Annotated in this window: 19 protein-coding genes; 17 read left to right on the plus strand and 2 right to left on the minus strand. The window is 64.5% G+C overall.

Going from position 1 to position 22,924, the window contains the following annotated elements; all coding sequences use genetic code 11:
- Positions 1-103: 103 nt before the first annotated feature.
- Positions 104-1,969, minus strand: coding sequence for a phosphoenolpyruvate carboxykinase (GTP) (locus GMST_RS20300; RefSeq protein WP_308936505.1), 1,866 nt, complete (start codon positions 1,967-1,969; stop codon positions 104-106).
- 819 nt (positions 1,970-2,788) lie between these two features.
- On the opposite strand from GMST_RS20300, the gene rd reads away from it, so the two are divergent.
- Positions 2,789-2,947: a rubredoxin gene (gene rd / locus GMST_RS20305; RefSeq protein WP_183356539.1), complete on the plus strand. Its 159-nt coding sequence runs from the start codon at positions 2,789-2,791 to the stop codon at positions 2,945-2,947.
- 157 nt (positions 2,948-3,104) lie between these two features.
- On the opposite strand, the gene GMST_RS20310 is transcribed toward rd, so the two are convergent.
- Complete coding sequence (locus tag GMST_RS20310) at positions 3,105-4,169, minus strand: pyridoxal-phosphate-dependent aminotransferase family protein (protein WP_183356540.1); 1,065 nt, start codon at positions 4,167-4,169, stop codon at positions 3,105-3,107.
- Positions 4,170-4,557: 388 nt separating this feature from the next.
- Here GMST_RS20310 and der point away from each other — a divergent pair, with 388 nt between their 5' ends.
- From der to lptE, 16 genes are all read left to right on the plus strand, one after another.
- Positions 4,558-5,880, plus strand: coding sequence for a ribosome biogenesis GTPase Der (gene der / locus GMST_RS20315; protein ID WP_183356541.1), 1,323 nt, complete (start codon positions 4,558-4,560; stop codon positions 5,878-5,880).
- Positions 5,881-5,960: 80 nt separating this feature from the next.
- On the plus strand, positions 5,961-7,685 hold the full coding sequence (locus GMST_RS20320) for a response regulator (protein ID WP_183356542.1): 1,725 nt from the start codon (positions 5,961-5,963) through the stop codon (positions 7,683-7,685).
- Positions 7,686-8,051, plus strand: a complete 366-nt coding sequence (locus tag GMST_RS20325; protein ID WP_183356543.1) for a response regulator — start codon at positions 7,686-7,688, stop codon at positions 8,049-8,051.
- Between the two features lie 185 nt (positions 8,052-8,236).
- A complete protein-coding gene (locus tag GMST_RS20330) occupies positions 8,237-10,324 on the plus strand; it encodes a chemotaxis protein CheA (protein ID WP_183356544.1) in 2,088 nt (695 codons plus the stop codon).
- A complete protein-coding gene (locus GMST_RS20335) occupies positions 10,324-11,124 on the plus strand; it encodes an ExeA family protein (protein WP_183356545.1) in 801 nt (266 codons plus the stop codon). The genes GMST_RS20330 and GMST_RS20335 overlap by 1 nt, the downstream gene beginning before the upstream one ends.
- 29 nt (positions 11,125-11,153) lie before the next feature.
- On the plus strand, positions 11,154-12,182 hold the full coding sequence (locus GMST_RS20340; RefSeq protein ID WP_198424585.1) for a chemotaxis protein CheW: 1,029 nt from the start codon (positions 11,154-11,156) through the stop codon (positions 12,180-12,182).
- 44 nt (positions 12,183-12,226) lie between these two features.
- Positions 12,227-12,595 carry a response regulator transcription factor gene (locus GMST_RS20345; RefSeq protein ID WP_183356546.1) on the plus strand — a complete coding sequence of 123 codons (369 nt, stop codon included), beginning with the start codon at positions 12,227-12,229 and terminating at the stop codon, positions 12,593-12,595.
- 102 nt (positions 12,596-12,697) lie between these two features.
- Positions 12,698-13,249, plus strand: coding sequence for a chemotaxis protein CheW (locus tag GMST_RS20350; protein WP_281380076.1), 552 nt, complete (start codon positions 12,698-12,700; stop codon positions 13,247-13,249).
- A complete protein-coding gene (locus GMST_RS20355; protein ID WP_183356547.1) occupies positions 13,243-14,256 on the plus strand; it encodes a response regulator in 1,014 nt (337 codons plus the stop codon). Before GMST_RS20350 ends, GMST_RS20355 begins: the two co-directional genes overlap by 7 nt.
- A 35-nt stretch (positions 14,257-14,291) precedes the next feature.
- The gene (locus GMST_RS20360; RefSeq protein ID WP_281380077.1) at positions 14,292-16,280 is read left to right on the plus strand and encodes a HEAT repeat domain-containing protein; all 1,989 of its coding nucleotides are present in this window, start codon (positions 14,292-14,294) and stop codon (positions 16,278-16,280) included.
- Positions 16,281-17,147 (plus strand): CheR family methyltransferase, encoded by an 867-nt coding sequence (locus GMST_RS20365; RefSeq protein ID WP_183356548.1) that lies wholly within the window; start codon positions 16,281-16,283, stop codon positions 17,145-17,147.
- Positions 17,147-18,214 carry a protein-glutamate methylesterase/protein-glutamine glutaminase gene (locus tag GMST_RS20370; protein ID WP_183356549.1) on the plus strand — a complete coding sequence of 356 codons (1,068 nt, stop codon included), beginning with the start codon at positions 17,147-17,149 and terminating at the stop codon, positions 18,212-18,214. Before GMST_RS20365 ends, GMST_RS20370 begins: the two co-directional genes overlap by 1 nt.
- Before the next feature lie 248 nt (positions 18,215-18,462).
- The gene (locus GMST_RS20375) at positions 18,463-19,278 is read left to right on the plus strand and encodes a GAF domain-containing protein (protein WP_183356550.1); all 816 of its coding nucleotides are present in this window, start codon (positions 18,463-18,465) and stop codon (positions 19,276-19,278) included.
- Positions 19,279-19,324: 46 nt separating this feature from the next.
- The gene (locus GMST_RS20380; RefSeq protein WP_183356551.1) at positions 19,325-19,702 is read left to right on the plus strand and encodes a response regulator; all 378 of its coding nucleotides are present in this window, start codon (positions 19,325-19,327) and stop codon (positions 19,700-19,702) included.
- A gap of 185 nt (positions 19,703-19,887) precedes the next feature.
- Entirely contained in the window at positions 19,888-22,365 is a 2,478-nt protein-coding gene (gene leuS, locus GMST_RS20385) for a leucine--tRNA ligase (RefSeq protein WP_183356552.1), read from the plus strand.
- A gap of 3 nt (positions 22,366-22,368) precedes the next feature.
- Positions 22,369-22,902 carry an LPS assembly lipoprotein LptE gene (lptE, locus tag GMST_RS20390; protein ID WP_246399968.1) on the plus strand — a complete coding sequence of 178 codons (534 nt, stop codon included), beginning with the start codon at positions 22,369-22,371 and terminating at the stop codon, positions 22,900-22,902.
- Positions 22,903-22,924: the final 22 nt, after the last annotated feature.

Below are 22,924 nucleotides of genomic sequence, written 5' to 3' on the forward strand. Positions count from 1 at the left end.
CCAAGGGTAGCATGGAGGTCGCCGAATGCAACGCGGCGCCTGAAACGCAAAAAGGGCCCCGGTGCTGACACCGGGGCCCTTCATTGCTGCTATCTCGCTTGGATTAGTCGTTGTACCCTTCCTCGTCTTCCGGGGTGAACTGCTCCCAGTGCTCCGGGGAGCGCCACAGGCCGGAGAGGATCAGCTCGCGGATGTGCAGGAACTCCTTCGGCAGACGGTCGTACATCTTCACGAAGAGCTCCTCGTGGGACAGGATCTCTTCCTTCCAGGTGTCGCGGTCGATCGACATGAGCTCCTTGAACTGGTCGCGGGAGACGCTGTCGAGGCCGGTCCAGTCCAGGGCCTCGTAGCGCGGCATCCAGCCCAGCGGGCTCTCGACGGCGGCCCCTGCACTGTGACCCTGGGCGCGTTCCACGATCCACTTCAGGATGCGCATGTTCTCGCCAAAGCCCGGCCAGAGGAACTTGCCGTTGGCGTCCTTGCGGAACCAGTTGACCGAGAAGATACGCGGCGGGTTCGGCGTGGTGCGGCCGATCTGCAGCCAGTGGTTGAAGTAGTCCGCCATGTGGTAGCCGGTGAAGGGGAGCATGGCGAACGGGTCGCGGCGCACGTTGCCGATGGCGCCGACCGCGGCCGCAGTGGTCTCGCTGCCCATGGTGGCGGCCAGGTAGACGCCGTAGCTCCAGTTGAAGGCCTGGTAGACCAGCGGGATCACGTTGTTGCGACGGCCGCCGAAGACGAAGGCGCGCATCGGCACCCCTTTGGGGTTCTCCCACTCGGGGTCGATGGAGGGGCACTGGCTGGCGGGGGAGGTGAAGCGGGAGTTCGGGTGCGCGGCGTTGCGGCCGCAGCCCTTGGTCCACTCGTTGCCCTGCCAGTCGGTGCACTTCTCCGGGGTCCAGTCCATCCCTTCCCACCAGACGTCGCCGTCCTCGGTGAGCGCCACGTTGGTGAAGATGGAGTTCTTGGCGCAGGAGTGCATGGCGTTGGGGTTGGACTTGAACGAGGTGCCGGGGGCCACGCCGAAGAAGCCCGCTTCCGGGTTGATGGCGTAGAGCTGGCCGTCGGGGCCGGGCTTGATCCAGGCGATGTCGTCGCCCACGGTGGAAACCTTCCAGCCGTCTTTCTGGAAGTGCTCGGGCGGTACCAGCATGGAGAGGTTGGTCTTGCCGCAGGCGCTCGGGAACGCGGCGCCCAGGTAGGTCTTCTCGCCCTTGGGATCCTCGATCCCCAGGATCAGCATGTGCTCGGCCAGCCACCCCTCGTCCTTGGCGATCTTGGAGGCGATCCTGAGTGCCAGGCACTTCTTGCCCAGAAGGGCGTTGCCGCCGTACCCGGAGCCGAAGGACCAGATGGAGCGCTCTTCCGGGAAGTGCACGATGTACTTCTCTTTGTTGCAGGGCCAGGTCACGTCTTTCTGGCCCGGCTCAAGCGGTGCGCCGACCGAGTGCAGGCAGGGGACGAACTCGCCGCTCTCGCCCAGGACGTCGATGACCTTCTTGCCCATGCGGGTCATGATCTTCATGTTGACCGCGACGTAGGCGGAGTCGGAGATCTCGACGCCGATCTTCGCGATGTTGGAGCCCAAGGGGCCCATGCTGAAGGGGATGACGTACATGGTGCGGCCCTTCATGCAACCTTTGAAGAGGCCGGTCAGGGTCTTCTTCATCTCTTTGGGCGGCATCCAGTTGTTGGTCGGACCTGCGTCCTGCTTGGCGAGGCTGCAGATGAAGGTGCGGTCTTCGACGCGGGCGACGTCGCCGGGGTCGGACCAGGCGAGGTAGCTGTTGGGTCGCTTCTCCGGGTTAAGCTTACGGAAGGTGCCGGCTGCAACAAGCTCACCGCACAGCCTGTCGTACTCTTCCTCGGTACCGTCGCACCAGTAGATGCCTTTGGGCTGGCAAAGCTCGGCCACTTCCTTGACCCAGTCCAGCAGCTGTTGGTTCTTCACCTCGTAACTCATGCTCATTCCCTCCTTGTGTTGTTAGGACTCAAAATATCTATTCCAAGCTGTAACTTCGAAGAGTGCTTCAGGAAGCTCACAGGTGTCGCGAAGTCCGGGTGCCGCGTCCGCTCTCGGGCGGCAAAAAATGCAGCTGACGAGCGGATTCCGTCCCGGTTGCAGCAAGATGCGGCTGGGGCGTGGCTGTCGGCAGGTGCAGTCGGTAGGGGAGAAGGAGGTTGTCCGGAAGATCGGCAGGTGCTACTGGCGGGCTAAGGCTTCAGCCGTCGTTGGGCGCGCTGTGTCTCAACCGGAAACGCTGTCTCCGGCTACATTGTTCGTGGTAGTTTGCTCTTTGGTGATGCTGCGAACGTTGTGACACTGGATGTGGGATTGGGTGGATCGTCATTGGCGGGAGAGGTGGCCTGAGCTGCTCGGCCGCTTTGACGATGTGCTCGGAACTGCCTGTGCTGGGTACTGGCACGGCGGAAAGATTTAACTGCTACTACGCCATGTTATCTCAGAACACGTGCACCGGTTTCTGTCATTGAGCGTCTGCCGTTCCCCTCCTGAGCCAGAAATTTTAATTATGACAAAGTAACACAACGGGTTTTAAAATCAAGTCCAAATTACGGGGCGTCCCCTCATTGACACCTCGTCTGCGTCTGCTAGACTTGTGCCCGGATTGCCGAAAAACGGAGTGTCACGAACCGTTTAGCTATGACAGAGAACCCCATTTCAAACTGTCAGTATACGGAGAACGGGGACGATTTTTTATTCGCCCGAGCCGGCACCGCCACTCGGCCAACGCGCCTGCTGCCTTGGCAGCTCAAGGAGGATACCGAAATGGAGCCTTACATCTGCACCATCTGCCAATACGTTTACGACCCGAGTGTCGGCGACCCCGACAACGGGATCCCTCCGGGAACGGCCTTCGCCGACCTGCCGGACGACTGGGTCTGCCCGGTCTGCGGCGCCGGCAAGGATGCCTTCGAGCCGGAGTAGGGCAGGTAAAGCGGGTTGAGGTTACGGTTGAGGTTGAGAAGGGACGGAGGTTACTGGCTTCCGTCCCTTTTCTTTGTCTGCGCCGGGGCGTGTGCCACCCCATTAAAAGCGAAGAGGTTGAGGCCTCCACCTGGCCCCAACCTCAACTTAACCAGCCTTATTTCAAAAGCTCCTCGATCTGAGTGGTGATCTCTCTCAGATCGGCGACCTGCATGTCGCCCATGTGCGCGATGCGGAAGGTCTGCCCCTTCAGCTTTCCGTAGCCGTCGTCGAAGGCGTAGCCGCGCTCCCCCAGCCCCTTCTTGAGCGCCGCCAGGTCGACGTTGCGGTCGTTGGTGGCGCAGGTGAGGGTGAGCGAGCGGTACGGTTCGGCCGCGAAGAAGCCGAAACCCTGCTCCATCACCCAGCCGCGCAGGTACTGGGCCATCTCCTCGTGGCGCTTGAAGCGCGCCTCGAGCCCCTCGGCGAAGATGCGGTCCAGCTGGGCGTCCATGGCGTAGATGAGCGAGATGCACGGGGTCGAGGGGGTGTTGTGCTTCTCGTCGGCCGCCGCGAACTCGAGGAAGTCGAAGTAGTAGCCGCGGTTGGGGACGCTCTTGGCGCGGGTGAGGGCGCGCTCGGTGGCGGTGAAGACGGCGAGGCCCGGCGGCAGCGCGAAGGCCTTCTGGACCCCGAAGACGCAGCAGTCGATCCCCAGCTCGGCAAGCGGGATGTTGAGCGCGCTCATCGAGGAGACGGTGTCCACGATGGAGACTACCTCGGGGTACTTCTTGAGCACCTGGGCGATCTCGGTAAGCGGCGACATCACGCCGGTCGAGGTCTCGTTGTGGATGAGCGTCATGGCGTCGTACTTGCCGGTCGCCAGGGTCTGGTCCACGAGCTCCGCGGTGATCGGCTGGCCCCAGGGGACCTTGATGGCGTCGGCTTCCTTGCCGCAGGAGGTGGTCACGCCGTGCCACTTGTCCGAGAAGGCGCCGTTGCAGAAGTTGGCGCAGCGCTTCCCCACAAGGTTCCTGACCGCCCCCTCCATGGCACCGAAGGCGCTGGAGGTGGAGAGGAAGACCCGGTCCTGGGTCGCCATGAGCTTCTTGAGCTTGTCGGTGACCCCCTGGTGCAGGCGCGCGTACTCGGGCATGCGGTGCCCGATCATGGGGGCCGCCATGGCTTTGAGGATCTCGGGGCTCACTTCAATGGGTCCGGGGATATAGAGCTTCTTGTGCATCGTAAAGGCTCCGTTTATGCGGTGAGATTGGTCCGGGGCAGCTTAAGGCGGAACGGGGAGGGAGCTGTGGGCCGAAGCGCTCTGGGCGGGGCTTGGGCCCGTTCAGGCGAGCGCTAAACCTAGCAGATGGGATGGGAGATGTCAATTATCGCGTCCCCGGTTTCGGGCCCTGCCTCACGTTGTCCGCGACTCTCGAGGGGAACTCCCCGCCCGCACCCGTGGCGGCGGCGCTTGCGGCGCGGGTGGCGAGGTCCCGGCAAAAGCGGGGATTACTTGCGTAATATCTCGCAAAATGTTACACATACCGGTCGGCAGTCAAATACCTTAGAAAGAAGAAAATGCTGTCTTATCCACGAGCTGTGAATTTGCATTTTCCCGCTGGAACCCCATGAAACCTATTATTGCCATCGTCGGACGCCCGAACGTCGGGAAGTCCACCCTCTTCAACAGGCTGGTCGGGCGCCGTAAGGCGATGGTCGACGATATGCCCGGCGTCACTCGCGACCGCAACTACGCGGAAGTGAACCGGTTCGACGTCCCCTTTATCCTGGTCGACACCGGCGGCTTCGAGCCGGAGACCAACGACCGCCTCCTGCAGCAGATGCGCGAGCAGTCCCGCTTCGCCATGGACGAGGCGGACGTGATCCTCTTCGTGATGGATGCCCGCAGCGGTCTGACCCCCGCCGACCACGACGTGGTGCAGATGCTGCGCCGCATCGACAAGCCGGTCTTCTACATCATCAACAAGGTGGACGGCGACAGTCAGGAGGCCGCCACCGGCGACTTCTACTCCCTGGGGGTCGACCATGTCTACACCATCTCCGCCGAGCACAACCGCGGGGTGGGGGACCTCATGGACGAGGTCGTCCAGGCCCTCCCTGAAGACGCCGACCGCCAGGACGAGGAGGATATCACCCGCATCGCCGTGGTCGGCCGCCCCAACGTGGGGAAATCGACCCTGGTGAACCGCCTGCTGGGCTACGAGCGCGTGGTGGCGAATCCCACCGCCGGGACCACCCGCGACGCTGTGGACACCCGCTTCATGTGCAACAAGAAGCCCTACCTCTTAATCGACACTGCCGGCATCCGGCGCAAGGGGAAGACCGTCGAGAAGGTGGAGAAGTACTCCGTCATGGATGCGCTCAGGAGCATCGAGCGCGCCGACGTGGTGCTCATCGTCCTATCGGCCGAGGACGGCGTCACCGAGCAGGACTCGAAGATCGCCGGCTACGCCTACGAGGCGGGCCGCGGCTGCATCTTCGTGGTGAACAAGTGGGACACCCTCCAAAAGGACAACTCCTCCATGGGGAAGTTCGTCGAGGAGATCCGGCGCAGCTTCAAGTACCTCCCCTTTGCCCCGATCCTGTTCGTCTCCGCGCTCTCCGGCCAGCGCTCCGGTAAGATCATCCAGGAAGTGGACCTGGTCATGGAGCAGTACTCTAAACGCGTCTCTACCTCCGACCTGAACAAGGTCTTTTCCAACGCGACCGAAGAAAACCACGCGCCGCTCGATCAGGGGAAAAGGGTTAAATTCTATTTCGCTACCCAGGTGGGCACCAAGCCCCCTTCCTTTGTCATCTTTACCAATCGTCCCGAGGGAATTCACTTTTCCTATGAGCGGTACATTATGAACAGATTCAGAGAAGCCTTCGGTTTTACCGGTACTCCGATGAAGTTGATCTTCCGCGGGCGCGACAAGAAACAAGGCTAAATCATTCTTTACTTGGCTCATACGATGGTTTAGTATGGCCGGAATTCTGCGCCCATTTCCCACATGAGAGAACCGCAACCATGAGTCTCGTTGGAAATCTTGAAGACCTCGGCTTGGGTGAGATCCTGCAGATCGTCAGTCTGAGCAGACGGTCCGGCGTGCTCTCGCTGGAGAGCCGTGGGCGCGAGGCGCGCATAGTCTTTCAAAACGGGCAGGTGGTCCGGGCGAGTTCCACCACCTTTCAGCAGAACCTGGGCGAGGTCCTGATCCAGAAAGGGGTCATCGACCTCAGCATCCTGAAGCGGGCGCTCAGTATCCAGGCCGACGAGGGGTACCGCCAGCTCCTGGGCACCATCATGATCGAGCGCTTCGGGGTGAGCGACGACGCGATCGAGACGGTGGTCCGCGAGCAGATCGAGAACGTGGTCTACTCCCTGTTCGCCTGGGCGGAGGGGACCTTCGAGTTCGAGCTGCAGGAGATCGCCCCCGGCGACGCCGCGAAGCTCGACCCCGTGCAGTTCATGCTGAACCAGGGCCTCAACCCGCAGTACCTCGCCATGGAAGGGTCGCGCATCATCGACGAGAAGCGGCACCGGGGCGAGCTCGACGACGAACCCGCCGCCTCCGCCGAGGCAGAACCCTCCCTTGACCTCGCTTTCGATCTGCTGCAAGATGGCGCCCCTTCAGCCGCACCCGCTTTCGAGCCGAGCACTCCCGATCCCCAGCCTTTGCAGGCACCCGCGCCGGCACCGGCTGCCGAGCGCCCCGGGCGCCCGCTGGTCCTGGTGGACGACGACCCGCCGACCCTTGCGGCGCTGGCCGCGCTCCTCGAGAAGAACGGTTACCGCGTGGAGGCGATCGAGCGCTCCGAGGACGCCCTGATCCGGGTGGACTGCATGTTCCGCGACGGGGTGCACCCCACCGTGGTGGTGGACCTGGTCATGCCGCGCATGGACGGCACCGGCATCCTGGGGGGGCTCGAGCTTTTGGAACTGTTGCGCAACAACTTCCCCGACCTGCCGCTTCTTGCCTTGAGCGACTTCCGCAACGAGGACGCCCAGAGAAAGGCGCGCTCCATGGGGATCCCGGTACTCATGAAGCCGCTCAAGGGGGACCTGGAGGACGGCGTCCCCGCCTTCGCCCCCACGCTCCTCTCCGGGCTCTCCCGGGTCGAGGCGGACGGCGGCGGCATCACCCTGAACCGGGTGAACATCGGCGACGAGCTGCGCCTTGAGATGGGAGAGGAACCGGCCCTTCCCGCGCCCCAGCTGCAGCAGAGTACCGGCATCTCGCAGCTGCGCGGCATGCTGGAGGAGCTCAACAACCCCGCCCTTGGGGGGGAGATTATCCTTTTGGTGCTGCGCTTTGCCGCCGAGTTCATGAACCGGGCGGTGGTCCTTTTGGTGAAGAAGGATGTCATCGAGGGACTGGGGCAGTTTGGCATCGAAGACCGGGACGGCAGTGCCGATGCGCGGATCAGGAGCCTCAGGGTCCCCCGCGAGGAGACCTCGCTCTTCTCTCCGGTTCTGGAAACCCGGTTCCCCCTGAAGGGGGAGCCCGACGCCTCACGCTGGAGCCAGTTCTTTCTCGGCCAGTTGGGCGACGCCCGTCCCGCGGAGGTCTTCGTGGGGCCGATTGTCAGCGAGGGGAAGGTGGTGGCGCTTTTGTACGGCGACAACCTCCCCGATGAAAAACCGATCGGCGACACCGACTCGCTGGAGATCTTCCTGAGCCAGGCCGGAATAGCCATGGAAAAGGCCCTGTTGCAGCGCAGGCTGCAAGAACAGGGGCGGGAGGGTAGGTAAGTGAAGAGAATACTTATAGCTGAAGATTCCAATACCATGCGTTCGATGCTGGTTTCCACCATCGACGCCCTGGAGCGCTTCACCATCGTCGAGGCGGCGAGCGGGTTCGAGGCGTTGCGCCTGTTGCCGCGCGAGCAGGTGGACCTGATCATCACCGACATCAACATGCCCGACATAAACGGGCTCGAGCTGATCAGCTACGTGCGCAACAACCCCAACTACCAGCAGATCCCGCTGTTCATCGTCTCCACCGAAAGCGGCGACAAGGACCTGGAGAAGGGGCTTGCACTGGGGGCCAACGAGTACCTGGTGAAGCCCTTCGACCCCCAGAAGCTGCAGCAGCTCATCTGCCAGTACCTGGCTTAAAACCGAAAAACAGGTTCTACGTTCTACGTTCTAGGTTCTAGGTTCTAGGTTCTACGTCGAGAACCGAACGCGTGCACGGGGTGCGCAACCGGCTGCCAGAGCCGGTAGCCGGTACCAGAACCAACAGGCCGTTAACCTAGAACCTAGAAACGTAGAACCTAGAACGTCTTCTGAAAAGAGAGACTATGAGCGTCGATGAGAACATAGGCAAGGCGGTGAAGGACTTTTTGGCCGAGGCCGAGGAGATCCTGGACCAGCTGAGCCTCGACCTGGTGGCACTTTCCGACTGCGCGGACGGCGGCGACTTCAATCCCGACCTGGTGAACTCGGTGTTCCGGGCGGCCCACTCTCTGAAAGGGCTCGCCGGCATGTTCGGCTTCACCGAGATCGCCGACCTGGGGCACCACCTGGAGAACCTTCTGGACGCCCTGCGCCTGGGGAAGGTGGAACTGAGCCAGGCGGTGGTGAGCGCGCTCTTCGAGGCGCTCGACCTCCTGGGGACCCTGGTGCGTAACGCCGGCGACACGACCCGCGAACCGGTTGACCTCTCTGCGGTGAAAAACCGGATCAGCGACTGCCTCACCAAGAAGCCCGGCGCACCGAAGGCCTCGCCGCTGGCCCAGCTGAACCTCCCCGAGCGGGTCTTGAACTCGATGACCGAGTACGAGGAACACCGCCTCTTGGAGAACGTCAAGAAGGGGCGCAAGGTCTACTCGATCCAGGTCTCGCTCCTCTTGGTGAGCTTCGACTCGGAGCTCATGGAACTCACCGAGCAGCTGAAGCAGGTGGGGGAGGTGATCTCCACGCTCCCCTCCGCCTCGGGGGGGCTCGACGCCGGCATCGACTTCGAGATCCTCTTCGGTACCGAGCTGGCGACCGCTGCACTTACCGCGCTCATCGAGCGCGAGCACCTCACGGTAACCCGGCTGGGGGGGGAGGCCGAGAGCCAGGCCCCCGCCGCGGCCCCGTTCACGCCGGCCGTCCGCGTGCCCGCCCCTGCCGCCGAATTCCCCCTCCCGGCAAGCGTCGAGGAGGAGTTCCACCCCGCGCTTGCCAGCGACGCCGGGGCCGTCACCGCGAAGAGCATGAGCCGCACGGTCCGCGTCGACATTGGGAAGCTCGACCAGCTCATGAATATCGTGGGGGAACTGGTGCTTTCCCACTCGATGATCTCCGACGTCGCCATCCGCATGCGCCGCGACGGCCTTCTGTCCCCCTCCATCGAACTCGCCAAGGCGGCCAAGGGGCTCGAGAAGAAGCTCGCCGAGCTGCAGAAAGGGGTCATGGAGATCCGTATGATCCCGGTGGGGCAGCTCTTCGAGAAGATGTCCCGCATCGTCCGCAAGATCTCCCGCGAGCAGGGGAAGAAGGTCGACCTGAAGCTCTTCGGCACCGACACCGAGCTCGACAAGCTGATCATCGAGGACATCTCCGACCCGGTCATGCATATCGTGCGTAACTCCATCGACCACGGCATCGAGTCCCCGGAGCGCCGCCTCTCCGCCGGCAAGGACGAGAAGGGGACCATCATCCTCTCCTCCTTCCAGAAGGGGAACCATGTGGTGATCCAGGTACAGGACGACGGCGGCGGCATCAACGTGGCCCGCGTCAAGCAGAAGGCACGCGAATTGGGGGTCCTCGGGGCGGGCGAGGAGGTATCCGACCGCGAGGCGCTCGAGTTCATCTTCCTCCCCGGCTTCTCAACCACCCAGGAGGTGAGCGAGATCTCCGGCCGCGGCGTCGGGATGGACGTGGTGCGCACCAACATCGCGGCGCTCTCCGGCCTCATCGACCTGGAAAGCCGCCCGGGGCACGGGACCACGGTCACCATCACGCTCCCGATCACCCTCGCCATCATAAAGGCGCTCATCATCTCAACGGCCGGCCGCACCTACGCGCTCCCGATCACCTCGGTTTTGGAGAGCATCCTGGTGGGCAAGAGCGAGATCAAGACCGTGGAGCGCAAGGAAGTGATCCAGCTGCGCGAGACCACGCTGCCGCTTCTGCGCCTGGCCGACCTGTTCCAGCTCTCCGGCGAGCGGGTGACCCCGGACAACTTCTACGTCGTCGTGGTGGGGGTGGCCGAGAAGCGCCTGGGGATCGTGGTGGACGACCTCTTGGGACAGCAGGACATCGTTATCAAGTCGATCGGCGAGACCTTCGAGACCTTCCGGGGGATCTCGGGCGCCGCCGACCTGGGGGACCAGCGCACCATCCTGGTGCTCGACGTGGGGAGCCTCATCAGCGAGGCGACCCGGGGGAGTGCGGTCTGATGTACAAGGCGTTCTACGGCCTCAAGGAAAAGCCGTTCAGCAAGACGCCTGACCCGCGTTTTCTCTACATGAGTTCGGGGCACCGCGAGGCGCTGGCGAGGCTCGAGTACGCCATCGAGGAGAGCGAGATCGCCCTTTTGACCGGCGACATCGGCTGCGGCAAGACCACGCTCTCCCGTGCGCTCATGGACCGGGCCGGCTCGCGCTACCACTTCCTCTTCGTCTTCAACCCGCGGCTGAGCGCCGACGAGTTCCTGCGGGTGATCGCCTCCGGGCTGGAGATCGGCACCCCCTCCCTGAGAAAGGACGAGCTCTTAAACGAGATCACCGGCTCCTTGTACCGGATGCACGGCGAGGGGCGCATCCCGGTGGTGGTGATCGACGAGGCGCAGCTCATCCCGGACCGCGAGCTCTTCGACGAGCTGAGGCTTTTGACCAACTTCCAGCTGGACGACCGGAACCTTTTGAGCATCGTCATCATGGGGCAGCCGGAGTTGCGCGGCATGCTGGCCTCCCCGGTCTACGAGCCGTTTCGCCAGCGCATCTCGCTCAGCTTCCACCTGAGCCCCTTGTCCCTGGAGGAGACCCTCGAGTACCTCGACTTCCGGTTGATCGCCGCCGGCGGCGACCCCGGGCTCTTCACCCCGGACGCGGTGCAGTGCATCTACCAGCTCTCCGGCGGGGTCCCCCGGCGCATCAACGCGGTGGCGACCAACGCGCTTTTGGTCGGCTACGGCCGGGACGCAGCTCTCATCGACGCGTCGATCGTCACGGAGTGCGCAGCGGAACTTGTGAACTAGCCGTTCTCGGCTGAAAAGGTGGAAAAGGCATGAATCTCGCCGACATCAGAAGAAAGGCCCAGGCTGCCGAGGCGCAGTCGCAGCAGGCACCGCCGGCGGCCCAGGCGACGGCGGTGGGGATCGAGGCGCTCTGGCAGGCGGTGGCGGGCTCGCCGCTTAACCCGGTCCTCGATGCTCGCCCTGCGGCCCCGGCCCAGCCCCCGGCCTTCGAGGAGGACTACCCGGAGCCGGACCCGGCCCAGGTGAGCCCCGATCCGGAACGCCCCGAGCCGCCGCTTTGGCAGCCTCCCCCCGAGTGGGAACCGCGCCGCCCCGAGCCGCAGAGCGAGCCGTACCGCGACCTCCCGGCACCCGAGCTCTCCCGGTCCGCCCCGGAGCCCGAGGCTCCCCGGAGCGCTGCCGCGCCGGTGCAGGAGCCGGAGCTTCTGGACGACCTGGGGGCCCCGGAGGATTGGCAGGAGCCGGTGACCCTGAGCTACCCCGGCCTCTCCCACCCCGAGGTGCCGCAGTTCTTCTCGCCGCCCGCCGAGGCGCCGGAGCCCACGGGCTTCGACCCGGCGGCCCTGATCCTCAGGGGGCGCGAGAGCGCGCAGGGTGACGAGGAGTTCCTCGAGGCCGAGGCGGCCGAGGAGACCCTGGAACTGCTCTGCTTCAAGGTGGCGACCGAGGAGTACGCCATCAGCATCATGGACATCAAGGAGATCATCAAGCCGCGCGAGGTGACCGAGGTCCCCCGGGTGCCGGAGTTCGTGCGGGGGATTCTCTCGCTGCGCGGCATCATCATCCCGATCTTCGACATGCGCTTAAGGCTCGGGCTCCCCGAGGGGGAGCGCTCGGAGCGCGAGCGGATCATCGTGGTGAAACGGCTGGGGGGCTTCTGCGGCATCCTGGTCGACCAGGTGGTGCAGGTGGTGCGCATCGCCGAGGAGTCGGTGGAGGCTGCGCCGGTGGTGCTCGAGGGGATCGACCGCGACTTCGTGCAGGGTATCGGCCGGGTCTCGGGACGGATGCTGATCCTGCTCGACATGGAGAAGGTGCTGGACGTAGGGCTCCTGTAAGAACCGAAGAGATCTGGACCTAACTTGTACGAGCCGGGGGCACCATGAAGAAGAGCAAGATCCTGGTGGTCGAAGACGAGGAGAGCCTGCTCAAGCTGGAGAGCATCCTGTTCACCTCGAAAGGGTACACGGTGACCGGGGTGCGCGACGGCAAGAGCGCGCTGGAGGCGATAGAGCGGGACCGCCCGGACGTGGTGGTCCTGGACGTCATGCTGCCGGACACCGACGGGTTCGACATCTGCCGGGCCATCAAGGAGAACCCGGCGACCCGGTCGCTGCCGGTCATCATGCTGACCGCGAAGAAGAGCAGCGTCGACCTGGAGCGCGGCAAGGTGGCGGGGGCGGACGCCTACATCACCAAGCCGTTCAAGTCGGTGAAGGTCCTCGAGGTGATCGAGGGGCTCCTCGGCTGACCATGCCGGGACAGGTTTGAAGATTTTTCAAAGGCTCCGCGCGCCAGGGCCGGGTTGCCCCGGTGGAAACGCGGGGATGAGCAGCTGCGGGGTGAGGGAAACGTGCGAAGGAAAACCATCGGGACCGAGGTCGTCGAGGAAGTCAAGCAGGAGCAGCTCCAGGAGATCCAGGTGGCCTGCCTCAGGATGGCCGACGGGCTCTACGCCGTCGACATCATGCGCATCAAGGAGATCATCCGGCTCCCCAAGCTGGCGCCTCTGCCGCGCGCGCTCCCCTTCGTGGAGGGGGTCATCAACCTGCGTGGCAGCGTGATCCCGGTGGTGGACCTGAGAAAGCGCTTCGGGCTTCCCCTCTGTGAGCACCCCGAGACCGCACGTCTTTTGATCCTCTCCATCTCGGGGCAGCAGCTGGGGCTCGTGGTGGATGAGGTGACCGAGATGATCACCATCTCGCTGCGCGACCTGAAGCCTCCCCCGCGCGGGGTGCGTGCCGTGGGGAGCGAGTACCTGATCGGCCTCGCCCTGGTCGAGGAGGTCCCGGTCCTTTTGCTCAACATCGATTCGCTGCTCAGCTTCCAGGAAAAGGCGGAGCTGGGCATCTTAGGCCCCGACGCCGGGCCCACCTCACCCAACAAAAAGAGCGCCGCATGCTGATAGCCTGTCCCAACTGCAAGAAACAATTCCAGATCGACGAGGCCTACGCCGTCAGCGACCAGAAGCTGCGCTGTTCCAACTGCCGGGCGGTGTTCCGCCTGGTCTCCCGGCAGGCCCCCGCCGCCGCGCCCGCCACTGCCGCGCCCCGGCCGGTAGCCCCTGCCGCTCCGGCTCCCCCTGCTGCTCCGGCTGCGCCCGTGCAGGCGCCCATCGTGCCGCGCGCCCCGGTTGCCTCTCCGGTTCCCGCCGCAGGCGCGACCGACGGGGTCAAGGTGGTCCTGGCCAACGAGAGCGCCGCCTTCTGCGAGGCGGTGCGCAAGATCCTCGCGAACGAGCCCTTCGAGCTCTTCGTCTGCACCGACGGGAAGGTAGCGCTGGAGACGGTGGAGCGCGAGAGGCCGCAGGTCTTGCTGCTCGACGTGGCGCTCCCCACCATGTTCGGCTTCGAGGTGGTGGAAAGGGTCCGGCAGAACCCGGAGCTTGCCGGGATAAAGGTGGTCCTGATCGCCTCTATCTACGACAAGACCCGCTACAAGCGTTCCCCCAATTCGCTCTACGGCGCCGACGACTACCTGGAGAAACACCACATCCCGGACTCGCTGGTCCCCATGATCCACCGGCTGGTCTCGGGAGCCAGCGTGCAGCCAAGCGCCCCGCCCGCCAAGGAGCTGGCCCGGCAGGAAATAAGCCGCGACGAGATCCGCCAGGCCGAGACCGAAGGGACCCGCGCGGCCGAGCCGGCGGCGCAGGCGGAGCTCTCCGAGGCGCAGTTGAAAGCCCGGCGCCTGGCCCGCATCATCGTCTCGGACATCGCCCTGTACAGCCAGGCGAAGGTCGAGCAGGGGGTGCGCGAGGGGAACTTCTACCAGCTTCTGGCCGAGGACATCCGCGAAGGGGAGCAGCTCTACCGGCAGCGGGTGCCGGAGTCGGTGCGCGAGAAGACCGACTACCTCAAAGAGGCCTTTGAAGAGCTCATTGCCAAGAAACGTGCGGAACTGAACCTGTAAAAAGGAGAGCCCCCCTGCTGACGAGCCTGGAAGAAATCTCAAAGCAACTCCGCGAACCTGACGAGGAGGCCCGGCGCCTGGCGGTGGTCGGCCTGGCGCGCCAGCCGCTCGAGGCTGCCATGCCGCTTCTGTTCAGCGCCATGGGGGACGGCAGCTGGCGGGTCCGCAAGGACGCGGTGGCGGCACTCCTCGCCGCGCAGCCCCTGAAGCCCGAGACCGTCGAGGGGATCATCGACCTGTTGCGCTCGGCCGACAACGCCGGGCTGCGTGCCTCGGCGGTCGAGCTCCTGGAGCGGCTGGGGAACCGGGCGGTGGCCCCCCTGTGCGGTCACCTGAACGACCCGGACCACGACCTGAGGAAGTTCGTGATCGACATCCTGGGGAGCATCGGCTCGAAGAGTTGCCTGCCGCTGCTGGTCGCCGCACTGGACGACCCGGACCCCAACGTGCGGGTCGCCGCGGCCGAGAACCTCGGGAAGATCGGCGACCCGAAGGCCCAACCCCAGCTTTTGAAGGTGCTGGAAGGGGGCGATCTGTGGCTCAAGTTCACCGTTCTGGACTCCCTCGGCAAGATCGGGGCGCCGGTTCCGCTCGAGGTACTCACCCCGCTGCTTTCCGAGAGCCTCCTGCGCCGGGCCGTCTACGACTGCCTGGGGCTTTTGGGCGAGCCGGCCTGCGCGCCGCTGCTCGTCAAGGGGTTGGGGGAAGCGGTGAAAAACGCCCGCGAGGCCGCGGCGGTCGCCCTGATGCGCCTGAGGCTGAGGCTTGGGGGGGAAGAGTCTGAGGAGCTTATCGACCGGCCGCTCGGAGAGCTCAGGGGCTCGGCCCAGGTGGCGGGACTCATCGCTTCGCTGGACGGCAACGACCCCGTGGTGCTCGATGCCGTGGTCAAGGTGATAGGCATCATGGGCGAGGAGCGCGCCGTGGCCGGACTGCTCGCCGTGGCCCGCCAGGAGCGGCACCGGGCCGCCTGCCTGCAGGCCTTCCGCGGCGTGGGGGATGCGGCTCTCGCCACGCTTTTGGAGCGCTACCCCGAGGCGCACGCACCGGAGCGCGCCTTCATCGCCCAGGTGATCGGCGAGCTGGGGCTCGTCGCGGCAGTCGAGCTGGTGGGCGAGGGGCTCGAGGACGACGCGCCGCAGCTCAGAAGCGCCTGCGCCCTGGCCCTGGCCAAACTCGCCCCCCAAGGGGCGGCGCGGCGCATCGCCTCCCTGCTGGGCGACGCGTCCCACGAGGTGGCCGAGGCGGCCTTGGAGGCGCTGAGGCGCCTGAGCAGCCGCGAGCCCGAGGAACTCACCCGCCTGTGCAGCGACCTCTCGCAGTCCGGGCGCCCCGAACGCCGGCGCGATGCCGCGCTCCTCTTGGCGAGCCTGTCGGACTGCGAGCGGCTGGGGCTTTTGGCCAAGGACGAGGATGCAGGGGTGAGGACCGCCGCGGTCAATTCGCTTTCCCGCTGCGGGCAGTCGCAGTGCGTGGGGAGCCTGGTGATGGCGCTGGTGGACGAGTCCCCGCAGGTGCGGGTCGCCGCAGCCCAGGCCCTGGGCGAGGTCGGTGGGGCCGAGACCCTGGAGCCGCTGCTGCTTGCGTTAAACGACGCCGACCCCTGGGTGCAGACCGCAGCGCTCAAGGGGCTCGCCGCCCTGGGCGATCCCCGGGCGCTCCCCGGCGTGGCGGCGCTTCTCGGCGATGCCCGCGGCCCGGTCCTCATCGCGGGTCTCGGGACGGTGGCGGCCCTTGGGAGTGGCGCGGATCTCGCGCCGGTCGAGGCTGCGCTTTCCGACGGCGACGAAGAGGTGGTGCAGGCGGCCATCGGCATCCTGAGCGGCAGCGGAACCGGCTGGCTCGAGCGGCACTGCGAGGCCTTGCTCGGGCACCCGCACTGGGGCGTCAGGCGCTGCTTCGCGCGCGCCCTGGCCGAGAGCTTGGGGGCCGAGGCGCTCCCGCGGCTCGAAGCCGCCCTGGCACAGGAAGCGGACCCGCTGGTCAGGGGGGAGATCTCCGGTCTCCTGTGCAGGTTAGGCTAAATGTTCAGTATCGAACCAGAACTGCAACTCTCCGAGGAGGAGTTCCGCCTGATCCGGGACCTGATCTACAGCCATTGCGGGCTGTATTTCGACCAGGACAGCAAGTACCTTTTGGACAAGCGTCTGGCCAGGCGGCTCACCCTGCACAACCTGGCCGGCTTCCGGGATTACTACCAGTTTTTGAAGTACGATCGCAGCAAGGACGAGGAGCTGTCCGACATCATGGACATCCTCACCACCAACGAGACCTACTTCTTCCGGGAGTCGTTCCAGTTGAAGGCGTTTACCGACGAGATCCTCCCCGAGCTTAAGAGCCTCAAGGAGCGCGAGCGGACCCTGCGCATCTGGAGCGCCGGCTGCTCCACCGGCGAGGAGCCCTACACCATCGCCATGCTGATCCTGGAACAGGGGCTCTTTCCGGGGTGGCGGGTCGAGATCGTCGGTTCCGACATCAGCCAGCGGGTGGTGCAGCACGCGCGCAAGGGGATCTACGGCAGGTCCTCCTTCCGCTGCACCGACGAGAAGTACCAGAAGCGTTTCTTCACCGAAACCCCTGAGGGGTACCGGATCTGCGACGAGGTGCGCGAGCTGGTCTCCATAAGCCACATGAACCTGTTCGACGCGAACCGGCTGGCGCTTTTAGGGAAGATGGACCTGATCTTCTGCCGCAACGTGATCATCTACTTCGACCAGGACTCCAAGAAGCGGGTCATCGACTCCTTCTACAACACGCTCAGAGACGGCGGGTTCCTGCTCCTCGGGCACTCCGAATCGCTCATGAACCTCTCCACCGCGTTTGCCCTGAGGCACCTGAAAAACGACATGGTCTATCAAAAGCCGGCCCCCAGCTTCGGGAGGGCTGCGTAATGAAAAGGATACGGGTAGTGGTGGTCGACGACTCGGCCTACAACCGCCGCGCCATAACGAAGATGCTCGAGGAGCTCCCCGGGGTGCAGGTGGTGGGGTACGCCACCAACGGCGAGGAGGGGATCCGCCGGGTGATCGATCTCACCCCGGATCTGGTCACCCTGGACCTCGAGATGCCGCGCATGGACGGCTTCACCATGCTGCGCATCCTGATGGCCTCGACGCCGGTCCCCACCATCGTGATCAGCTCCACCTCCGGCGACGAGAAGGTCTTCAAGGCGCTGGAATTGGGGGCGGTGGACTTCATCGCCAAGCCGACCACGGTTATCTCCGACGAGCTCCTGAAGATCCAGAAGGACCTGCACGAGAAGGTGCAGGGGGTCTTCAAGCTGAACATGGCCCGGGTGCAAAGGCGTTCCGAACCGGTACCGCAGGCGGTGGTGGAGATCCCCGCGACCCCGGCCGCGGTGAGCCCGGCGAGCCTCGACCTGGTGGCCATCGGCTCCTCGACCGGCGGCCCCCCCGCGCTGCAGCGGATCTTCTCCGCCTTCGCCGAGCCGCTCCCCGTCGCGATCGCCATCGCGCAGCACATGCCCCCCGGCTTTACCACCACCTTCGCCGAGAGGCTGAACCGCCTGACCGGTTTCGAGGTGCGCGAGGCGAAAGACGGCGACGAGCTTATACCGGGGCGCGCGCTTTTGGCGCCGGGGGGGAAGAACCTCATCTTCGTGGAGAGCGGCGGGAAGGTGGTGGCCCAGGTGATCGAGCCGGATGCGAAGTACCGCTACGTCCCGTCGGTGGACGCCATGTTCGCGAGCCTCGCCGAGATCTACCGCAAGCGGATGCTGGCGGTGGTGCTGACCGGCATGGGGAACGACGGCGCGCAAGGGGTGCGCCAGGCCAAGCGCTACGGCGCCCAGGTGATCGCCGAGAGCGAGGAGACCGCGGTGGTCTACGGCATGCCGCGCGAGGCGGTGGCCACGGGGCTCGTGGACCGGGTGGTCCCCATCGACGCCATGGTGCGGGAAATCGTGTACCGCTGCGGCCTCATGCCGAGGTTTGGGTAACGGCCAACGGCCGTTCTAGGTTCTACGTTGTACGTTCTACGTTGGCGGCGGCCCAGCCTGCGGCCGGCCGGAAGCGCGGCATGGGACGAAGAACGTGGGACCGGCACAGGTGGTTCCCTCGAATGAGCCCGCTGGGAAGGGCTTCTGCTCGGTACAGTTAAACCTAGAACGTAGAACATAGAACGTAGAACCTGAATCTCTGTAGAACCTAGAACGTAGAACATAGAACCTGTTTTTGTGGAGAGCGTATGCAAAAGGACGATGATCGGTTGACGAGCAGGGGCGAGGAGTTTCTGCAGGTCTTCAAGAAGGGGGCCGAGTTCACCCAGGACCTCCTGCGGGAGAACGAGCGGCTGCGCTACCGGCTCTTGGAGCTGGAGAGGGCCCCGGGACCTGGGGGCGAAGCGCCTACCCACGAGGTGAAGCGGCTCTCGGAGCGGATCGCCAACCTCGAGGCCGAGAAGCAGGAGATCCTGGACCGCATCCGCCAGGTCGAGGAGGAGAACCAGGACTTCGCCGCGCGCTACCTGGAGATCGAGGACGAGAACAACAACCTCGCCAACCTCTACATCGCGAGCTACCAGCTGCACTCGACGCTCGACTTCCGCGAGGTGCTCCAGATCATCACCGAGATCATCATCAACCTGATCGGTGCCGAGGAGTTCGCCATCCTGCTCTTGGACGAGAAGAGCGACGAGCTGCAGGCGGTGGCGACCGAAGGTGTGGAGCGCGAGCAGATCCCGGTGGTGCGGCTGGGCAAGGGGGTGATCGGTCTGGTGGCGCAGTCGGGCGAGAACCACTTCGTCTCCGACGTCGACGACTACCAGCGCGACTTCTTGAGTCCGATGGTCTGCATCCCCTTGAAGATCAAGGAGCACGTGATCGGCGTGCTCGCCATCTACAAACTCTTGGTGCAGAAAAAGGAGTTCGCGCCGGTGGACTACGAGCTCTTCACGCTCTTGGCCGGACACGCCGCCACCGCCATCTTCAGCTCCCGGCTCTACAGCGACTCCGAGCGCAAGCTCTCAACCATCCAGGGTTTCATCGACCTTTTGACGAAATAAGCGGTGACTGCCATTGCGCAGTAACGCCAGGGGGGATAGCGGACAGATGTCTGAATACAATGTACTGATAGTCGAGGACTCGCCCACCATGAGGCAGCTCATCGCCTTTGCCCTGAAAAGGATCAGGGGGGTCAGGATCGTGGAGGCGAACGACGGTGTCGACGGTTTGAAGAAACTCTCCGCGGAGCGTTTCGACCTCATCCTCACCGACATCAACATGCCGATCATGGACGGCCTCAAGCTGGTGAGCCTGGTGCGCAACGACGCCAACTACCGCAGCATCCCGATCGTGGTGATAACCACAGAAGGGGCGCAGGAGGACCGCGAGCGGGCGCTGGCTTTGGGGGCGAACGATTACATCACCAAGCCGATCCAGCCCACCAAGATTCTCGAGGTGGCCAAGGGGCTCCTGCGGATCGTCTAGCACCGCTTCAAGGTAGCGGCAACGCAGGTAGGGATTGCGGTTAAGGTTAAGCCTGGGGTATGCTGTTTCCCCGGCTTAACCTTGACCTGTTTCTAGCACAGCGGTTGCTGGCCGCGGTTTTGGTGGAGATCTTTCTCGACCTCAACCGTGACCTCAACCTGTTTTTTATACCACGGAGGTTTTTCATGGAAGAGAAGTACAGCCCCAAGGGTGTTGAGGATAAGTGGCAGTCGTTCTGGGCGGAACACGACAGTTTCCGCGCCACCGAGGACCCCGAGAAAACGAAGTACTACCTTTTGGAGATGTTCCCCTATCCCTCGGGGAAGATCCACATGGGGCACGTGCGCAACTACTCGATCGGTGACGTGATCGCCCGCTTCAAGAGGATGCAGGGCTTCAACGTGCTGCACCCGATGGGGTGGGACGCCTTCGGGATGCCCGCCGAGAACGCCGCCATCCAGAACAAGAGCCATCCGGCCCACTGGACCTACGACAACATCGCCTACATGCGCGGGCAGCTGAAGCGCCTGGGGCTCTCCTACGACTGGGAGCGCGAGCTCGCCACCTGCGACATCGACTACTACAAGTGGGAGCAGCAGATCTTCCTGGAGATGTACAAGAAGGGGCTCGCCTACAAGAAGGTCTCCCCGGTCAACTGGTGCCCCAAGTGCGAGACCGTGCTCGCCAACGAGCAGGTCGAAGACGGTGCCTGCTGGCGCTGCGACAGCATCGTTCAGCAGAAGGAGCTGGAGCAGTGGTCCTTCCGGATCACCGCCTACGCCCAGGAGCTTTTGGACGACACCTACAAGCTCGCCGGCGGCTGGCCCGAGCGCGTCCTCACCATGCAGCGCAACTGGATCGGGCGCTCGGTTGGCTGCGAGATCGAGTTCCCGCTGGAAAACGGCCGCTCCAAGGTGAAGGTCTTCACCACCCGCCAGGACACCCTGTTCGGCGCCACCTTCATGTCGCTCGCCGCGGAACACCCGATGGCGGCCGAACTCACCACCGAGGCCCAGCGCGCTGAGGTCGAGGCCTTTGTCGAGAAGGTGAAGAAGACCGACCGGATCAAGCGCGGCTCCGACGACCTGGAGAAGGAAGGGGTCTTCACCGGCTCCTACTGCATCAATCCGGTCACCAAGGAGAGGATGCCCATCTACCTCGCCAACTTCGTCCTGATGGACTACGGCACCGGCGCAGTCATGGCGGTCCCGACCCACGACCAGCGCGACTTCGAGTTCGCCAGCAAGTACGGCCTGCCGCTTAAGGTGGTGATCAACCCCGAAGGGGAGACCCTCGATCCGGCAACCATGACCGAGGCCTTCACCGGCGAGGGGATCATGGTCAACTCGGGGAGCTTCGACGGCATCTCGAACACCGAGGCCAAGGAGAAGATCGCCGACTACCTGGAGGCCGAGGGCATCGGCAAGAAGACCGTAAACTTCCGCCTGCGCGACTGGGGCATCTCGCGCCAGCGCTACTGGGGAAACCCCATTCCGGTGATCAACTGCGACCTCTGCGGCGTGGTACAGGTGCCCGAAAAGGACCTGCCGGTGGTGCTCCCGATGGATGCCGCCTTTACCGGCGAGGGGGGCAACCCGCTCGCCCAGGTCCCTTCCTTCGTGAACTGCACCTGCCCGCAGTGCGGAGAGGCGGCCCGGCGCGAGACCGACACCATGGACACCTTCGTGCAGTCCTCCTGGTACTTCCTGCGCTACTGCTCGCCCAAGTTCCAGGGCGGCCCGTTGAACCGCGAGAAGGTGGAGTACTGGATGCCGGTGGACCAGTACATCGGCGGCATCGAGCACGCGGTGCTGCACCTTCTGTACGCCCGCTTCTTCACCAAGGTGCTGCGCGACCTGGGGTACTGCAACGTGGACGAGCCGTTCTCCAACCTGCTTACCCAGGGGATGGTGATCAAGGACGGCGCCAAGATGAGCAAGTCCAAGGGGAACGTCGTCGACCCCAACGCCCTCATCGAGCGCTACGGCGCCGACACCGCGCGCCTCTTCTCGCTCTTCGCCGCTCCGCCGGAGAAGGACCTCGACTGGAGCGACCAGGGTGTGGACGGCAGCTACCGCTTCCTAAACCGCGTCTGGCGCCTGGTGTTCGACGTGCTGCCGGCCGTGAAAAACGCCGCTCCCGCAGACCTTGAGACCCTCTCCGCCGAGGCGAAGAACCTGCGCCGTGCGGTGCACAAGACCATCAAGAAGGTGACCGAGGACATCGACGGCCGCTTCCACTTCAATACCGCCATCGCCGCGGTCATGGAGCTCGTCAACACCCTGCAGGGCTTCGAGGGGAAAACCGCTCCGGAAAACGTCGGCGTGGTGCGCGAGGCGGTGGAATCGGTGGTGCGCCTGTTGGCTCCCTTCGTGCCTCACTTCACCGAGGAGCTCTGGGCGGAACTCGGGTACACTGGGTCGGTCGAGCAGGCCGGCTGGCCGGGGTACGACGCCGAGGCCGTGGTCGATGAAGAGATCACCGTGGTGATCCAGGTGAACGGGAAACTGAGGAGCAAGCTCCTGGTCGCCCCGGACGTCCAGGAGGAGACCGTGAAACAGGCGGCACTCGCCGACGACAAGATCCAGGTCTTCCTGGAAGGGAAGAGCGTGAAGAAGGTGATCTACGTCCCGGGCAAGCTGGTCAACATCGTGGTCGCCTAGCCGATGCGCCTTGTTTTCCGCACAGGGCTGACCCTCCCGGTTCTCGCCGGGATGCTGCTGCTCGCCTCCCTCATCGGGGGCTGCGGCTACCATGCCGTCTTGCGCGACGAGCCGCTCTTCGCCGGCCAGGGGGTAGATGTGGTGGTCTTCGCCAACCGGAGCTACCAGGCCGGGGTTGAGGGGGTACTGGCGCGCAGCCTGGTGGACGAACTGGCGCTGCGCTCCGGCGGCAGGGTCGTTACCGGGAGCGAGGCCACCCTCGAGCTCACCGGGACCGTGCTCACCTACGGGAGCAGTGCCGTATCCTACAACTCCCTGGACCAGATCCGCGAGTACCGGCTGGACATCTCGGTGGAGGCGGTGCTGCGCGACCGGATCACCCAGCGCGTGGTCTGGAAGGGGGAACTCGTCGAGTCGCAGACCTATCCGGTTAACCTGAACCTCGCCCTGCAGCGCAACTCCGAGGAGGCGGCCGCCGCCAAGGTCTGCCGCCGGCTCGCCGAGGACATCTGGCAAAAGGCCGGCGAGCGGTTCTGAAACAGCATTTAGGTACCTCCCG

The organism is Geomonas silvestris, assembly GCF_014193515.1.
Classification (GTDB): Bacteria; Desulfobacterota; Desulfuromonadia; order Geobacterales; family Geobacteraceae; genus Geomonas; species Geomonas silvestris.

Bases quoted from the DNA above. Each gene is read 5' to 3' on its own strand.
- GMST_RS20380 (WP_183356551.1), top strand. From the start codon at position 19,325: ATGTCTGAATACAATGTACTGATAGTCGAGGACTCGCCCACCATGAGG.
- GMST_RS20330 (WP_183356544.1), top strand. From the start codon at position 8,237: ATGAGCGTCGATGAGAACATAGGCAAGGCGGTGAAGGACTTTTTGGCC.
- GMST_RS20370 (WP_183356549.1), top strand. From the start codon at position 17,147: ATGAAAAGGATACGGGTAGTGGTGGTCGACGACTCGGCCTACAACCGC.
- GMST_RS20355 (WP_183356547.1), top strand. From the start codon at position 13,243: ATGCTGATAGCCTGTCCCAACTGCAAGAAACAATTCCAGATCGACGAG.
- GMST_RS20375 (WP_183356550.1), top strand. From the start codon at position 18,463: ATGCAAAAGGACGATGATCGGTTGACGAGCAGGGGCGAGGAGTTTCTG.
- GMST_RS20310 (WP_183356540.1), bottom strand. From the start codon at position 4,169: ATGCACAAGAAGCTCTATATCCCCGGACCCATTGAAGTGAGCCCCGAG.
- GMST_RS20300 (WP_308936505.1), bottom strand. From the start codon at position 1,969: ATGAGCATGAGTTACGAGGTGAAGAACCAACAGCTGCTGGACTGGGTC.
- GMST_RS20365 (WP_183356548.1), top strand. From the start codon at position 16,281: ATGTTCAGTATCGAACCAGAACTGCAACTCTCCGAGGAGGAGTTCCGC.
- GMST_RS20320 (WP_183356542.1), top strand. From the start codon at position 5,961: ATGAGTCTCGTTGGAAATCTTGAAGACCTCGGCTTGGGTGAGATCCTG.
- lptE (WP_246399968.1), top strand. From the start codon at position 22,369: ATGCGCCTTGTTTTCCGCACAGGGCTGACCCTCCCGGTTCTCGCCGGG.
- GMST_RS20345 (WP_183356546.1), top strand. From the start codon at position 12,227: ATGAAGAAGAGCAAGATCCTGGTGGTCGAAGACGAGGAGAGCCTGCTC.
- GMST_RS20335 (WP_183356545.1), top strand. From the start codon at position 10,324: ATGTACAAGGCGTTCTACGGCCTCAAGGAAAAGCCGTTCAGCAAGACG.
- rd (WP_183356539.1), top strand. From the start codon at position 2,789: ATGGAGCCTTACATCTGCACCATCTGCCAATACGTTTACGACCCGAGT.
- der (WP_183356541.1), top strand. From the start codon at position 4,558: ATGAAACCTATTATTGCCATCGTCGGACGCCCGAACGTCGGGAAGTCC.
- GMST_RS20340 (WP_198424585.1), top strand. From the start codon at position 11,154: ATGAATCTCGCCGACATCAGAAGAAAGGCCCAGGCTGCCGAGGCGCAG.
- leuS (WP_183356552.1), top strand. From the start codon at position 19,888: ATGGAAGAGAAGTACAGCCCCAAGGGTGTTGAGGATAAGTGGCAGTCG.